Consider the following 14,002-nt stretch of genomic DNA (forward strand, 5'->3'; position numbering starts at 1 on the left):
CCTACGTCGAACGCGTCGAGCGCGCGGCGCTGAGCGAGGAGGTCGAGGTCGTCGTGGTCGGCGGCGGCTTTGGCGGGCAACTGGCGGCGGCGCGGCTGCGTGAAGCCGGGGTCGACGATATCCGCATCATCGAGAAGGGCGGCGACTTCGGCGGCACCTGGTACTGGAACCGCTATCCTGGCGCGGCCTGCGATATCGAGAGCTACATCTACCTGCCCCTGCTTGAGGAGGTAGGATATGTGCCCGTTGAGAAGTACTCCCGCGCGCCGGAAATCCTGCGTCACAGCCGCGCCATAGCCGAGAAGTTCGACCTTTATCGCGGCGCGCTGTTCCAGACCGAAGTCACCGAGATGCGCTGGGACGAGGCGGCGGCGCGCTGGACCGTCTCCACCAACCGCGGCGATGCGCTGAAGGCGCGGTTCGTGGTCATGGCCAACGGACCGCTGCACCGGCCGAAACTCCCGGGCATTCCTGGCGTTGAGGGCTTCAAGGGCCATAGCTTCCACACCAGCCGGTGGGACTACGGCTACACCGGCGGTGACAGCAACGGCGGCCTGACCGGGCTGAAGGACAAGCGGGTCGCGATCATCGGCACCGGCGCGACTGCGGTTCAGTGCGTACCGCACCTGGGGGAATGGGCCAAGGAGCTGTTCGTATTCCAGCGGACGCCCTCGTCAATCGACGTGCGAAACAATCGCCCCACCGATCCGGAATGGGCCCAGAGCCTGGAGCCTGGCTGGCAGCAGCACCGGATGGACAATTTCAACACCCTGGTCTCGGGCGGCTTCGCCAAGGAAGATCTGGTGCAGGACGGCTGGACGGACATCATCGGCAACATCCTGCTGCTGGCCCGCAAGAAGATGGAAGCGGGCGAGGCGGTGGAGAACCCTGCCGAGCTGATGCAACTGGCCGACTTCAAGAAGATGGAACAGGTCCGCGCACGGGTCGACGCCGTCGTCGAGGATCCCGACACCGCCGAGGCGCTCAAGCCCTGGTACAACCAGTTCTGCAAGCGTCCCTGCTTCCACGACGAGTATCTGGCTACCTTCAACCGCCCGAACGTCCACCTGATCGATACGAAGGGTCAGGGCGTGGAGCGGATCACCGAGCACGGCATTGTGGTGGACGGTAAGGAATACGAGGTTGACTGCCTGATCTACGCCACCGGATTTGAGGTGGGCACCAGCTTCACCCGCCGCTCGGGCTATGAGCTTTATGGCGTTGGCGGTCAGAGCCTGACCGAGAAGTGGGCTGACGGCGTATCCACGCTTCACGGCGTGCTGTCGCGCGGCTTCCCCAACTGCTTCATCGTCTCGAACAGTCAGTCAGGCTTCAGCGCCAATTTCCCCCACATGATCAATGAGCAGTCGAAGCACATTGCCTATCTGATGACCGAGACTGCGGAGCGTCAGGCCCGGACCATCGAACCGTCGGCAGAAGCCGAGGCGGCCTGGGTCGACACCATCGTGCGGCTGTCGGTCATGCGCGAGGGCTTCCTCAAGGAATGCACCCCCGGCTACTACAATAACGAGGGTCGTCCGGAGATGATCGCCAAGCAGAACGGCTCCTACGGCGCAGGGCCGGTGGCCTTCGTGAAGGTGCTGGAGGACTGGCGGGCGGAGGGGTCGCTGCAGGGACTCGAGCTCCAGCCCTGAGGGCCGTCTGCACGGAAACTGCATCTGATTGACCCGGCGGCTGCACCCGCAGCGTCGGGCGGTGGGATAGACCGGTGGCGCCGGTGTGGTTGACGCACAGGCTGCAAGCCGGAACATGTGCCCATGCCGCAAGTCCTCGTGGTCGACGATGATCCCCATATCCGCCAGCTGCTGGTGTTTGCGCTGGAGAAAGCCGGTCTGGGCGCCCGTGAGGCGCCGGATGGGGAAGCCGCCCTGGTCTCGGTCGCGCAGGCGCGCCCCGACCTTGTGATCCTCGACATCAACATGCCGCGACTGGACGGCCTGGAGGTCTGCCGCCGGCTGAGGGCGCAGGGCGAACTGCCGATCCTGTTCCTGTCATCGCGCGACGACGAGATCGACCGGATCCTGGGGATCGAGCTGGGCGCCGATGACTATGTGGTCAAGCCGTTCAGTCCGCGCGAGGTCGTGGCGCGGGTTCAGGCGATCCTGCGGCGGGCGCGGGGGCCTGCAACAGCGCCTGCGTCTACGGTGGCGGTCGTCCACGGCAAGCTGCGGCTCGATGTGGAGAGCTGGATCGCGCGGTGGGCTGATCTGGAGATCTCCCTGACGGTCACCGAGTTTGAGATCCTCAAGATCCTGGCCGGCGCACCCACGCGGGTGTTCAGCCGCGATCTGATTATCGACCATCTGCATGGTCCCGGCTTCGCCATCACCAACCGCACCATCGACAGTCACGTACGCAACCTCAGAGGCAAGTTCGCGGCCCTCGGCGCCCATGACGTCGTCGAGACGCGGGCCGGCGTCGGCTACCGGCTGGGTCCCTGTCTGGGCGCGACGGCGTGATTGAACGGTTGAAGGATCTGATTGCAGGTGTCTGGCCCCGGCTGCGACTAAGGACCATCCTGTTCGGGGTCCTGCTGTTTGCAGCGGCCATGCCGGCTATCGGGGCCATTTCACTCCGGGTCTACGAGAACACCCTGGTCCGCCAGACGGAGGCGGAACTGGTGGCCCAGGGCGCGGCGCTGGCCGCCGTGGCCGCGATCAACTGGCCGGGCGCGCCTGCGCCGCTGCCGCGACCTGCCGCCCCGCCGGAAGGCTATTTTCGGCCCGAATTCACCACCATCGACCTCAGTCGCGATCCGTTGTTGCCGGAGCGACCTGCGCCCGTAGCGACCGGCAGGGCACCAGATACTGAAGCGCTGATCGTCGCACGGACCATGGCGCCGATCATTGAGCGCACGGTCCGAACCACGGCGGCGGCCGTGGTGTTGCTGGATCGGAATGGCTTCGTTGTTTCGGATAGCGATGAGAACGGCGACCTCTCGGCGTTGCCCGAAGTCCGCACCGCCCTGAAAGGTCAGCCGCGCACAGTCCTTCGGCGCAGCGGCGATTTTCAGGCGCGCTACCGGTTTGAGTGGCTGAGCAAGGCTTCCGGCATTCGTCTGCACCATGCCCGGCCCGTGGTGGTCGGGGACAAGGTCGTGGCGGTTCTGTTGCTGTCGCGCTCGCCGCGGGCGCTGTTTCGAGGCCTCTATGAGGATCGCGGCAAGTTTGCGCTGGCGGCCGCTGTGATCCTGGGGCTGCTCGTGGTGCTATCCGGTCTGGTGTCGCGCGGTGTGACCCGGCCTATCGAGAAACTCAGCCGGGCCTCTCGAGAGGTCGCGGCCGGTGGCGGCGAGGTCCCGCGCACGCCGCGCACAGCCGCCGTTGAGGTGCGCGCGCTCTACGAGGATTTCCGCGCCATGGCCGAGCGGATCGAACGGCGCAGCGGCTATCTTCGCGACTTCGCCGCCGCCGTCAGCCACGAATTCAAGACGCCGCTGGCGGGGATAAACGGCGCGGTGGAACTGCTGCAGGATCACTTCGAGACCATGTCCGCCGCTGATCGACGGCGGTTTCTGGACAATATCCACGGCGACAGCGAGCGGCTGTCGCAACTGGTTACCCGGCTGCTGGACCTGGCCCGGGCTGACATGGCGACACCGGCCTCGGGCGTTACCTCCGACATTGCCGAGCCTATTCGCCGGGCGGTGGACGGAGAGCGGCGCGACGATTTTCGCGTGACCTTGACGCTGGCGCCTGAATTGCCCCGAGCGGCGACACCGGCCGAGACTGTGGAGAAGGTGCTGGTCGTCCTCCTGCAGAACAGCCGTCAGGCCGGGGCCCGGGAGGCTACGGTGAATGTGAGCGCGGCCGCCGGGGAGATCGAGATCCTCGTCGCCGATGATGGCCCCGGGGTTCCTGTCGCGGATCGACAGCGATTGTTTGATCCCTTCTTCACCAGCCGTAGGGCCGAGGGCGGGACGGGGCTGGGTCTGTCCATCGCGCGCTCCCTGCTCGCGGCCAGTCAGGCCCGGATCGAACTGGAGGCTTCGGCGAACGGCGCGGTGTTCCGTGTAAACATGCCCAAGGCCTAGCTGAGCGTGACGTAGAGCTCGCTCTCGATCACCCATTGGCCGGTGACCTTGCGCCAGACAGCCAGATAGGTCCCGGTCATGGTTCCGGACGTCCAGATGGCGGTCCATCGACCTGCCTCTGCGGCCCGGGTGCCTTCGGCGTCCAGATCGACACGCTCAGTCTCGCGAACATAGGTTCCGAAAGCGGGGTCCGCGAACTGGCCGGCGAACGCCTGGATCACGGCATCCACACCGAGGATCAGCCCGCCGTCACCCACGATCAGCTTGACGTCAGGGGTAAAGAAGGGCCGGAGGCGCAGGGCCTCATGCGCCGCGATCAGCTTGTTGGTCAGCTTCCGCCGGGCGCGGATGGCGTCACCGGGATTGGTCATCTGTGCACCCACAAAATCGTGTGTCATCCCGGTTTCGTGGCACACGAAGACCGGGACCCATAGACTCCGCCCGGGACAAACGGGTTCTGCGGGGCGGCTGTGCGATGCCTTCCTCCCCCGGTGTCTATGGGTCCCGGTCTTTCTCCTGCGGAGAAAACCGGGATGACACCTGTGGTGTGACTACGCCGGGTTCGCTTCCAGCCGCTTGTCCAGATAGTCGCCGACGCGGCGCTCCACCTCGGGCAGGTTCTCCATCCAGAAGTGGCTGGCGCCATCGACCACGTCGTAGTCGATGACGATGCCCTTCTGCGTGCGCAGCTTTGAGACGACGCGCTCCACATCGATGGGGGGCACGACGCTGTCGTTCTGGCCGTGCAGGATCAGGCCGGACGCCGGGCAGGGGGCCAGGAACGAGAAATCATAGGCGTTGGTCGGCGGGGAGACCGATATGAACCCGTCCGTTTCGGGACGTCGCATCAGCAGCTGCATGCCCACCCAGGCGCCAAAGGAGTAGCCGGCCACCCAGCACTGGGAGGCCGCAGGGTTGGTGGTCTGGAGCCAGTCCAGAGCCGTGGCCGCGTCGGCCAGTTCGCCGATGCCGCCGTCGAACTCACCCTGGCTGCGGCCGACACCGCGGAAATTGAACCGCAGGACCGAGAAGCCGCGCTTCATGAACAGGTGGTAGAGCTGGACGGCCACCGGGTTGTTCATCTGACCCCCGGCCTTGGGGTGCGGATGCAGGATCAGCGCCACGGGCGCGGTTTCGCGCTTGCCCTGGGTATAGCGCCCTTCGATCCGCCCGGCCGCACCGGTCAGCACCACCTCTGGCATTCGATTCCTCTTTGTAAGGCCTGAATACTTGACTGCTGCGCTGGGTCTTCCTAAGTCCCGGCCTGACCGGTGAGACCCGCGAAGGACCCCTGCGCAAGGCGGGGCTCATAGCATAGGCGCCGCCGGATGCGCGCGAAAACTGCATTGGACCCAACGCCATGCGTCTATCCACGAAAGGCCGCTACGCCGTGATGGCCATGGCGGATCTGGCGCGCCGCGAAGGCGACGCCGCGCGGGCCGTGGCGCTGGCTGACATCGCCGAGCGTCAGGAGATTTCGTTGAGCTATCTGGAGCAGCTGTTCGCTCGGCTGCGGCGCAAGGGCCTCGTCAAGAGTGCGCGGGGACCCGGCGGCGGATACCGTCTGGCCCGCACGGCCGACGACACCTCGATAGCCGATATCGTGCATGCCGTCGACGAGCCTCTGCGCGCCACCCGCTGCGAAAAGGTGGGCCCGGGCTGCATGGTGCGCGGAGAGCGCTGCCTGACCCATGACCTTTGGGAGGATCTGGGCGACCGGATTGAGGACTATCTAGCCTCGGTCTCGCTGGCGGATGTGGTGGGCGGAAAGCTGAGACGCGCCGCATGAGCCTCTATCTGGACCATAACGCCACAGCCCGCGTCCGACCCCAGGCGATCGCGGCCATGACCCGGACGATGGAAAACGTCGGCAATCCTTCGTCGATCCACGCGGCAGGGCGCACGGCGCGTGCGGTGATGGAGCAGGCCCGGGCCGATGTGGGCGCGCTGATCGCCGCGCCGGAGTCGACGGTGATCTTCACCAGCGGCGGCACGGAAGCCAACGCCATCGCCCTGGAAAGTGCGGTGGCCGCCGGCGCGCGTCGCCTGATCGTGTCGGCCATCGAACATGACAGTATCCGTGAGACAGCGAGCATCCTTGGCGTCGAAGTCGAGGTGTTGCCGGTGGATAGCCACGGCGTCGCCGATCTGGTCTGGCTTGGCGAACGGCTTGCCCGTTGGGAAGCGGCAGACGGCAAACCCTTCGTGGCGCTGATGCTGGCCAACAATGAAACCGGCGTGATCCAGCCTGTGGCCGAAGCGTCGGCGATTGTCCGCGCCGCCGATGGCTGGCTGCATGTCGACGCTATCCAGGCGGCCGGCAAGATCGCCGTGGACAGTCGTGCGCTCGGCGCCGACACGCTCTCGATCTCGGCGCACAAGCTGGGCGGACCGCAGGGCGTGGGTGCGCTTACCTTTGGCCCCCGGGCCACCCTGTCGCGCCGCCAGCACGGCGGCGGACAGGAGCGTGGGCGGCGCGGCGGCACGGAAAATCTGCCGGGGATTGCCGGCTTTGGCGCAGCTGCAGCGGAATCGCTGGCTGGTCTTGAGGGCTATGGCGCGCAGGCGGCATGGCGAGACGCGGCGGCGGCGCGGTTGAAGGCCGCAGGCGGCGTCGTCATGGGCGAGGGCGCGCTACGGCTACCCAATACGCTGTGCATCGCCACCCCCGGCTTCACATCCGATCTGCAGGTGATGGGGCTGGATCTGGCCCAGGTGATGATCAGCGCCGGCTCGGCCTGTTCGTCTGGCAAGGTCAAGGCCTCGCCGGTTTTGACAGCCATGGGACAGGGCGAGCTGTCGGCCTGCGTTATCCGCGTCAGCGGCGGCTGGGACACCACGGAAGCCGATTGGAACACGTTCGCCGACGTCTGGCTGGAGGCGCATGCCCGCCACAGCCAACGCCGCATGAGAAAGTCCGCATAATGGCCGCCGTCAAACAGACCGTCGAACAGGTCCAGGGACTTGAGAAGTACAAGCACGGCTTCTCCTCCGACATCGAGCAGGACTTCGCGCCCAAGGGCCTGAACGCCGACATCGTGCGCTTCATCTCGGCCAAGAAGAACGAGCCGCAGTGGATGCTGGACTGGCGTCTGGACGCCTTCGAGCGCTGGCTGGCGATGGACGAGCCCGACTGGGCCAAGGTGAACTTCCCGCGGATCGACTATCAGGACAGCTACTACTACGCCGCGCCCAAGGAGAAGGTCGGTATCGCCAGCCTGGACGAGGTCGATCCCGAGATCCTCGAGGTCTACAAGAAGCTGGGCATCCCGCTGAAGGAACAGGAAGTTCTGGCCGGCGTGGTGGGCTCGCCGCGCTATGCGGTCGACGCCGTGTTCGACAGCGTCAGCGTGGTCACCACCTTCAAGAAGGAACTGGCCCAGGTCGGCGTGATCTTCTGCTCCATGAGCGAGGCGATCCGCGAGCACCCGGAACTGGTGAAGCAGTATCTGGGCTCGGTGGTTCCGGTCAGCGACAACTACTTCGCCTGCCTGAACGCGGCGGTCTTTTCCGACGGCAGCTTCGTCTATGTGCCGCCGGGCGTGCGCTGCCCGATGGAGCTGTCGACCTATTTCCGGATCAACGCCGAGAACTCCGGCCAGTTCGAACGCACCCTGATCATCGCCGACAAGGGCAGCTACGTCTCCTATCTGGAAGGCTGCACAGCCCCGATGCGCGACGAGAACCAGCTGCATGCCGCCGTGGTCGAACTGGTCACCATGGACGACGCGGAGATCAAGTATTCCACCGTCCAGAACTGGTACCCGGGCGATCCGGTTACCGGCAAGGGCGGGATCTACAACTTCGTCACCAAGCGGGCCGATTGCCGTGGCGATCGATCGAAAGTCAGCTGGACCCAGGTCGAGACCGGCTCGTCGATCACCTGGAAGTATCCGTCCTGCGTCCTGCGCGGAGAGGGCAGTTCGGGCGAGTTCTATTCGATCGCCATCACCAACGGCCGCCAGCAGGCTGACACCGGCACCAAGATGATCCACCTGGGCGCCAATACCCGCTCGCGGATTATCTCGAAGGGCATCAGTGCGGGCCGGTCGTCCAACACCTATCGTGGTCTTGTCTCGGCCCACCCCAAGGCCAAGGGTGCGCGCAACTTCACCCAGTGCGACAGCCTGCTGATCGGCAAGCACTGCGCCGCCCACACCGTGCCCTACATCGAGGCGCGCAACGGCCAGGCCAAGTTCGAGCACGAGGCGACCACCACGCGGCTCTCGGAAGACCAGCTGTTTTACGCCATGCAGCGCGGGCTCAGCCAGGAAGAGGCCGTGCAGTTGCTGGTCAACGGCTTCGTCAAGGATGTGCTGCAGGAGCTCCCGATGGAGTTCGCTGTAGAGGCCCAGAAACTCGTCGCGATTTCGCTCGAAGGGAGCGTCGGATAGTGCTCAGCGTTTCCAATCTTCACGCCACGGTCGATGGCAAGCCGATCCTCAAGGGCCTCACGCTGGATGTCCCTGCCGGCGAGGTACATGCCATCATGGGCCCGAACGGGGCGGGCAAGTCGACGCTGTCCTACGTGCTGACCGGCCGTCAGGGCTATGAGGTCACCGAGGGTGGCGCAACGCTCGACGGTGAGGATCTGTTGGCGCTGGAAGCCAACGAGCGGGCGGCCAAGGGCGTGTTCCTGTCGTTCCAGTATCCGCTGGAAATCCCCGGCGTTCCGGCCCTGACCTTCATCCGCACGGCGCTCAACGCCCAGAAGAAGGCGCGCGGCGAGACCGAGATCACCGCGCCGGCCTTTCTGAAGCTGGCCCGCGAGAAGGCCGCTGCCCTCAAGATCGACTTCGAGATGCTGAAGCGCGCGCTGAACGTGGGTTTTTCCGGCGGCGAGAAGAAGCGGATGGAAATCTTCCAGATGGCGATGCTGTCGCCGCGCTTCCTGATCCTGGACGAAACCGACTCCGGCCTCGATATCGATGCACTGCGGATCGTGTCCGAAGGCGTGAATGCGATGCGCAACCCCGATCGCGCCATGCTGGTGATCACCCATTACCAGCGCCTGCTGGACTACATCAAACCGGACCGCGTGCATGTGCTGGCCGGTGGGCGGATCGTGGCCTCAGGTGGGCCCGAACTGGCGCTGGCGCTGGAGCGCGACGGTTATGACCGCTACGCGAAGGCCGCATGAGCGTCGCTGCCGCCATCCGCACGCGGGACGTCGGTGAGCTTCCGTCCCGGCGCGACGAGGACTGGCGCTGGACCGACCTGCGCGGGCTGATCCGCGTCCTGCCCGAGGCCTCCGAGGCCTTCACCGGTACGCTGAGCCCCGGCCCGTTCGACAGGCTGGCGGCCGACCACCACGTGCTCGTCAACGGAGGCGACGCACGCATTGACGTGGCTCCGGGCAAGAAGACCCTGGTAGCGCTTCGGCTGGTGTCGCGCGGCGCCTGCGCGCATGCCTCGCGGGTGACCATCAATCTGGGCGCCGGGGCGCGGCTGCGCCTGCTGGAGAGCTATGAGAGCGACGGGGCTTCTGTCTGCCAGACGGCCCTGACCATCACCCTGGCCGAGGGGGCGGCGCTTGAGCGGATCGTGCTGGCCCAGGATCACGAGGATGCGGTGTCGGTCAGCCAAGCCGAGGTCCGCCTCGCGCCGACAGCAGATTTCGGCCAGACGATCGTGGCGTCGGGCGCACGACGCCAGCGACTGGAGACGCGGGTCGTGCATCCCGGCGGACGCGCCAGCGCGCGGATGGACGGGGTCTATCTGGTGGCGGACAAGCGCCATACGGATCACACCACGGTCGTGACCCATGAAGGCGTCGACGGCACGACAAGCCAGTTGATCAAGGGCGTGGCGCGCGATCAGGCCCGGGCGGTTTTCCAGGGCAAGATCATCGTCTCCGAAGGCGCCGACCGGACCGACGCCCGGATGGGACACCACGCCCTGATCCTGTCAGATCGCGCCGAGGTCGACGCCAAACCCGAGCTTGAAATCTACGCCGACGACGTCTCCTGCGCCCACGGCAATACGGTGGGGGCCATGGACGAGGACGCCCTGTTCTATGCCCGCCAGCGCGGCATTCCCGAGCCGGAGGCCCGCGCTATGCTCACCGAAGCCTTTATCGGCCAGGTGATCGACCGGATCTGGTTCGAGGACGCCCGCAACGTGGTCCGCAAGTGGGCCGCCGAACGGTTGAGGGTCTGATGATGGCGTTCGACGTCGAAGCGATCCGCAGCCAGTTTCCGATCCTGTCCCGGCAGGTACACGGCAAGCCACTAATATACCTGGACTCGGCCGCCTCGGCCCAGAAGCCGCGCGCAGTGATCGAAGCGATGACGCGGGCGATGGAGCATTCCTACGCCAATGTGCATCGCGGCCTGCACACGCTGGCCAACGAGACGACCGACGCCTACGAAGCAGCCCGGGCGTCTGTGGCGCGGTTCATCGGCGCCGACGTGAGCGAGATCGTCTTCACCAAGGGGGCCACCGAGGCGATCAATCTGGTGGCCAACGGGCTGGGTGCCACGCTGCAGGCCGGCGATGAAATCCTCATCACGGACATGGAGCACCACGCCAACATCGTGCCCTGGCATTTCCTGCGCGAGCGGCTGGGCGTGGTGCTGAAATGGGCGCCGGTGACGGACCAGGGCGTTCTGGATATGGAGGCCTTTCAGGGCCTGCTGGGCCCCCGGACCCGGGTTGTGGCGCTCAGCCACATGTCGAACGTCCTGGGCACCATCAATCCGGTGAAGACGCTGACTCGGATGGCGCATGACGCCGGCGCGCTGGTGCTGCTGGATGGCTGCCAGGCTGTAGCCCACGAGCCCGTGGACGTTCGCGACCTGGACGCCGACTTCTATGTGTTCTCCGGTCACAAGCTTTACGGCCCGACCGGGATCGGTGTGCTCTACGGCAAGGCCGAGCGCCTGGCCGCGCTGCCTCCGTATCAGGGCGGTGGTGAGATGATCGCCCAGGTTTCCAGGGATGCGATCAGCTATGCCGATCCACCGCATCGGTTCGAGGCAGGAACGCCTGCAATCCTGGAGGCGATAGGGCTTGGCGCCGCCATAGAGTGGCTCAGCGGGCTGGACCGGGAGGCCATCGCCGACCATGAGGCGGCACTCTATGCGCGCGTTCGGGAGGGCCTGAGCGGGGCCAACTGGCTGCGGGTGATCGGAGAGGCGCCGGGGAAGGGAGCCATCCTGACCTTTACCGTCGCCGGCGCGCATGCCCACGACGTGGCCCAGATCCTGGATCGTTACGGCGTGGCCATCCGCGCCGGGACCCATTGCGCGGAGCCCCTGATGACCCGGTTCGACATCACTTCAAGCGCCCGGGCGTCTTTCGCCCTATATAACACCCCGGACGAGGCAGACGCTTTTGTGGACGCCCTGACCAAAGCACAGGCCTTTTTCGCGTGACGAGCCCCATGGATGACGCCGCCCCCATCGACTCCAAGTCGCCGCCACTCGGGCAGGCGGAACTGGATATCCTGACGGACAAGCTGATCGAGAAGCTGAAGTCTGTCTTTGATCCGGAAATCCCGGTCGATATCTATGAGCTGGGCTTGATCTACAAAGTCGACGTCTCGGACGACAAGGATGTGGCCATCGACATGACCCTGACCGCGCCGGGCTGCCCGGTGGCCGGCGAAATGCCGGGCTGGGTGGAGGACGCCGTGCGCGAAATTCCGGAAATCCGGTCCTGCAAGGTGGATCTGGTCTTCGACCCGCCCTGGGACCCCTCGCGGATGACCGACGAGGCCAAGCTGCAACTGAACATGTTCTGATGACAAACCTCGACATCACACCCGCCCCCCGCGCGCGCCGCCCACGGCCCAAGGTGGTGACGCTCAGCGACGCCGCCGCCTCGCGGGTCCGCGAGATCATGGACAAGGCTGCAACGCCCTATGTCGGTCTGCGCGTGGGGGTGAAGAACGGGGGCTGCGCGGGTCAGGAGTATGTCCTGGAGTACGCCGAAGCGGCAGGTCCGCTGGACGAAGTCGTCGAGGACAAGGGCGTGACCATCCTTGTCGAACCCAAGGCGGTGCTGTTCCTCATCGGCACCGAGATCGACTATGAAATCTCGAAACTCTCGTCAAAGTTTGTATTCCGCAATCCCAACGAGACCGATGCGTGTGGTTGTGGAGAAAGTGTAACCATCGAGCCGGCCCGACAGGACTGAGTCAGTCTGGCGGCGCGGGCCGGGCGTGCTATCGTGACCTCGAGACTGCGGGGAGAGCCCATGACTGACGCTGACGACATCGAAATGCGCCGCCTGGCCGTTCGCCGGGCCGATATGAAACTCGCGTTTCGCAGCCACCTGATGGCGTACGTCGGCGTAAATGGGGGTCTTGTCGCCCTGAACCTGATCACCTCGCCAGGCTATTTCTGGGCGATCTGGCCGATGCTGGGCTGGGGCATTGGTCTCGCCGCCCATGCCGCTTCCGTCTACTTTAACGGCGATGGCCTGCGCGACCGGATGATAGAGGAGGAACTCGAGAAGCTACGCCGTACGCGCGGGCAGTGAACGGAACGCGTCGAACGCCTCACGCGCTTCGCGAACTCGACGGCGGCTGATCGGGACAGTCTGGCCCGATTTCAGGCGGCAACGGACCTCGCTCCCGACGGTGTAGATTTCCGCCACATGGGGCCACGCTACCCAGTGCGACCTATGGATTGCCATGCCGTGCGCCCCTTGTGTGGTCAACTCATGGACCGCGCTCCCGAAACCGCAAAACAACAGTTCGCCGCCAAGGGTTGTCTCAACCTGGACGTAGTGCTGTTCGGCGCGGACGCTGATGATGTCATCACCCAATCGACCCGGGAGTCGCGCCAGGAAGCCGGGTCGCCCGCCCGCAGCAGCCTCGACTCCGATCACGGCCGGTCGCGACCAGCGCACCGCAAGATTCAGCATCAACCAGACCGGGACGACCACGCGGCCCGCTTCCCAGGCCTCCGATGGCCAGTCCTGCAGGAAGGACCGTAGGCTCGGGTCGCTCCCCGGTGGTCCACCATCCAGGTCCAATGGCTGTAACCAGCCTTCCAGCGCTACGAAGGCCGGTGTCGAGATCCAAGCCGCAGCAACGCCGATCAAGCTCAGCCATAGCCAGTAGGGGAGCAGCCGCGCAGCCGTCGACGTCATAACCCATCGGCTGGCTGCCAGGCAGATCGCCAGTGGCAGCCAGACGTTGAGAGCGACGAGTATGATCCGCGCCGGGAGGGTCAAGCCCACGGTCCGTGTCGGCTCGGAAAGGGCAAGCAGGCCGGTCAAGGCCAGTCCCGCGGCGGGGAACAACCAGCGCCCCCTCAGATCAAAAGCGCCCGGTGTGACGTCTCCTCGGCTCACGTTAGACCGCCCGTGAATTTGGCCTACCACTCGTGAAGTACGGCGGCGGCGGCTCTCGACACAGGCAGTGAGCGACGCCTAGATCAAGGCCATTCTCCTTCCCAACCCAGGTGCCAAACATGTCCCATCCTATTCCGTTTGCCCGAGTGTTCGGCCTAATTGCACTCGGTGTCGCTATGTGCTCTCCACTATCCGTCGTCGCGGCAGAAAGCGATGTATCTAAGGGTCTTTACGTAGAGATCTTCGGCGGCGCTTCAACGCTTGGTGACCAGAACTTCGACTTCACGCCGACGGCTGGCGCGAAGGCCAACGGTCGGCTCGATGTTGGCGGCGGCTGGCTAGGCGGAGCCGCTGTAGGTTATCAGGTAAACGAGAATATCCGGGTTGAGGCGGAGATCATCTACACCCGCAATTCGGTCAAAGGCGCCAGCGCCGCGGGTCTCACCGGCACCAATGACGGCGACTACGCCTCACTGGTGCTGATGGGCAACGCACTCTGGGACGTGGCCCGCTACGAGACCGACTTCGCCCTTTTCAAACCCTATGTTGGCGTTGGTCTGGGGATGGTCGAAGAGGTGGATGCCGACCTCAAGGGGGGTGTCCGCAGCGAGTTCAGCCAGAGCGGAAAGCTCGCTTATCAGTTTC

16 protein-coding genes are annotated in these 14,002 nt (G+C 65.4%); 13 read left to right on the forward strand and 3 right to left on the reverse strand.

Annotation, left to right across the window (positions count from 1 at the left end; all coding sequences use genetic code 11):
- The 3 genes from ACIQ42_RS07600 to ACIQ42_RS07610 form a co-directional block, all read left to right on the forward strand.
- A partial coding sequence (locus ACIQ42_RS07600) for a flavin-containing monooxygenase (protein WP_397421602.1) occupies positions 1 to 1,655 on the forward strand: 1,655 nt, incomplete at its 5' end.
- A 123-nt stretch (positions 1,656 to 1,778) separates the two neighbouring features.
- On the forward strand, positions 1,779 to 2,480 hold the full coding sequence (locus ACIQ42_RS07605; protein WP_397421603.1) for a response regulator: 702 nt from the start codon (positions 1,779 to 1,781) through the stop codon (positions 2,478 to 2,480).
- Positions 2,477 to 4,054, forward strand: a complete 1,578-nt coding sequence (locus ACIQ42_RS07610; RefSeq protein ID WP_397421604.1) for a histidine kinase dimerization/phospho-acceptor domain-containing protein — start codon at positions 2,477 to 2,479, stop codon at positions 4,052 to 4,054. Before ACIQ42_RS07605 ends, ACIQ42_RS07610 begins: the two co-directional genes overlap by 4 nt.
- Here ACIQ42_RS07610 and ACIQ42_RS07615 read toward each other — a convergent pair.
- Both ACIQ42_RS07615 and ACIQ42_RS07620 read right to left on the reverse strand, forming a co-directional pair.
- The gene (locus ACIQ42_RS07615) at positions 4,051 to 4,452 is read right to left on the reverse strand and encodes a YybH family protein (protein ID WP_397421605.1); all 402 of its coding nucleotides are present in this window, start codon (positions 4,450 to 4,452) and stop codon (positions 4,051 to 4,053) included. The two genes, ACIQ42_RS07610 and ACIQ42_RS07615, sit on opposite strands and share 4 nt — an antisense overlap.
- 153 nt (positions 4,453 to 4,605) lie before the next feature.
- Positions 4,606 to 5,256: an alpha/beta hydrolase gene (locus tag ACIQ42_RS07620; protein ID WP_397421606.1), complete on the reverse strand. Its 651-nt coding sequence runs from the start codon at positions 5,254 to 5,256 to the stop codon at positions 4,606 to 4,608.
- Positions 5,257 to 5,414: 158 nt separating this feature from the next.
- Between ACIQ42_RS07620 and ACIQ42_RS07625 the strand changes: the two genes are divergently transcribed.
- From ACIQ42_RS07625 to ACIQ42_RS07665, 9 genes are read left to right on the forward strand one after another with little or no spacing between them, the layout of a single operon-like run.
- Positions 5,415 to 5,843, forward strand: a complete 429-nt coding sequence (locus ACIQ42_RS07625) for an Rrf2 family transcriptional regulator (protein WP_397404301.1) — start codon at positions 5,415 to 5,417, stop codon at positions 5,841 to 5,843.
- Positions 5,840 to 6,979, forward strand: coding sequence for a cysteine desulfurase family protein (locus ACIQ42_RS07630; RefSeq protein ID WP_397421607.1), 1,140 nt, complete (start codon positions 5,840 to 5,842; stop codon positions 6,977 to 6,979). The genes ACIQ42_RS07625 and ACIQ42_RS07630 overlap by 4 nt, the downstream gene beginning before the upstream one ends.
- Entirely contained in the window at positions 6,979 to 8,448 is a 1,470-nt protein-coding gene (gene sufB / locus ACIQ42_RS07635; RefSeq protein ID WP_397421608.1) for a Fe-S cluster assembly protein SufB, read from the forward strand. The genes ACIQ42_RS07630 and sufB overlap by 1 nt, the downstream gene beginning before the upstream one ends.
- Positions 8,448 to 9,194, forward strand: a complete 747-nt coding sequence (sufC, locus tag ACIQ42_RS07640) for a Fe-S cluster assembly ATPase SufC (RefSeq protein WP_397421609.1) — start codon at positions 8,448 to 8,450, stop codon at positions 9,192 to 9,194. The genes sufB and sufC overlap by 1 nt, the downstream gene beginning before the upstream one ends.
- On the forward strand, positions 9,191 to 10,213 hold the full coding sequence (gene sufD / locus ACIQ42_RS07645) for a Fe-S cluster assembly protein SufD (protein ID WP_397421610.1): 1,023 nt from the start codon (positions 9,191 to 9,193) through the stop codon (positions 10,211 to 10,213). Before sufC ends, sufD begins: the two co-directional genes overlap by 4 nt.
- Before the next feature lie 2 nt (positions 10,214 to 10,215).
- The gene (locus ACIQ42_RS07650; protein ID WP_397421616.1) at positions 10,216 to 11,430 is read left to right on the forward strand and encodes an aminotransferase class V-fold PLP-dependent enzyme; all 1,215 of its coding nucleotides are present in this window, start codon (positions 10,216 to 10,218) and stop codon (positions 11,428 to 11,430) included.
- A gap of 8 nt (positions 11,431 to 11,438) precedes the next feature.
- The gene (locus ACIQ42_RS07655; protein WP_397421611.1) at positions 11,439 to 11,798 is read left to right on the forward strand and encodes an SUF system Fe-S cluster assembly protein; all 360 of its coding nucleotides are present in this window, start codon (positions 11,439 to 11,441) and stop codon (positions 11,796 to 11,798) included.
- Positions 11,798 to 12,193: a HesB/IscA family protein gene (locus ACIQ42_RS07660; protein ID WP_397421612.1), complete on the forward strand. Its 396-nt coding sequence runs from the start codon at positions 11,798 to 11,800 to the stop codon at positions 12,191 to 12,193. Before ACIQ42_RS07655 ends, ACIQ42_RS07660 begins: the two co-directional genes overlap by 1 nt.
- A gap of 60 nt (positions 12,194 to 12,253) precedes the next feature.
- Entirely contained in the window at positions 12,254 to 12,538 is a 285-nt protein-coding gene (locus ACIQ42_RS07665) for a 2TM domain-containing protein (protein ID WP_397421613.1), read from the forward strand.
- Here the strand turns inward: ACIQ42_RS07665 and ACIQ42_RS07670 are convergent.
- Positions 12,515 to 13,306: a LytTR family DNA-binding domain-containing protein gene (locus ACIQ42_RS07670; protein WP_397421614.1), complete on the reverse strand. Its 792-nt coding sequence runs from the start codon at positions 13,304 to 13,306 to the stop codon at positions 12,515 to 12,517. The genes ACIQ42_RS07665 and ACIQ42_RS07670 overlap by 24 nt on opposite strands.
- Before the next feature lie 170 nt (positions 13,307 to 13,476).
- On the opposite strand from ACIQ42_RS07670, the gene ACIQ42_RS07675 reads away from it, so the two are divergent.
- Positions 13,477 to 14,002: outer membrane beta-barrel protein (locus ACIQ42_RS07675; RefSeq protein ID WP_397421615.1), on the forward strand; the 526-nt coding region annotated here is incomplete at its 3' end.

This window comes from Phenylobacterium sp., assembly GCF_044372605.1.
GTDB lineage: Bacteria > Pseudomonadota > Alphaproteobacteria > Caulobacterales > Caulobacteraceae > Phenylobacterium.

What these genes read in the sequence shown, in the direction of transcription:
- ACIQ42_RS07605 (WP_397421603.1), top strand. Translation starts at nt 1,779, where the DNA reads ATGCCGCAAGTCCTCGTGGTCGACGATGATCCCCATATCCGCCAGCTG.
- ACIQ42_RS07615 (WP_397421605.1), bottom strand. Translation starts at nt 4,452, where the DNA reads ATGACACACGATTTTGTGGGTGCACAGATGACCAATCCCGGTGACGCC.
- ACIQ42_RS07620 (WP_397421606.1), bottom strand. Translation starts at nt 5,256, where the DNA reads ATGCCAGAGGTGGTGCTGACCGGTGCGGCCGGGCGGATCGAAGGGCGC.
- ACIQ42_RS07625 (WP_397404301.1), top strand. Translation starts at nt 5,415, where the DNA reads ATGCGTCTATCCACGAAAGGCCGCTACGCCGTGATGGCCATGGCGGAT.
- ACIQ42_RS07630 (WP_397421607.1), top strand. Translation starts at nt 5,840, where the DNA reads ATGAGCCTCTATCTGGACCATAACGCCACAGCCCGCGTCCGACCCCAG.
- sufB (WP_397421608.1), top strand. Translation starts at nt 6,979, where the DNA reads ATGGCCGCCGTCAAACAGACCGTCGAACAGGTCCAGGGACTTGAGAAG.
- sufD (WP_397421610.1), top strand. Translation starts at nt 9,191, where the DNA reads ATGAGCGTCGCTGCCGCCATCCGCACGCGGGACGTCGGTGAGCTTCCG.
- ACIQ42_RS07650 (WP_397421616.1), top strand. Translation starts at nt 10,216, where the DNA reads ATGGCGTTCGACGTCGAAGCGATCCGCAGCCAGTTTCCGATCCTGTCC.
- ACIQ42_RS07655 (WP_397421611.1), top strand. Translation starts at nt 11,439, where the DNA reads ATGGATGACGCCGCCCCCATCGACTCCAAGTCGCCGCCACTCGGGCAG.
- ACIQ42_RS07660 (WP_397421612.1), top strand. Translation starts at nt 11,798, where the DNA reads ATGACAAACCTCGACATCACACCCGCCCCCCGCGCGCGCCGCCCACGG.
- ACIQ42_RS07665 (WP_397421613.1), top strand. Translation starts at nt 12,254, where the DNA reads ATGACTGACGCTGACGACATCGAAATGCGCCGCCTGGCCGTTCGCCGG.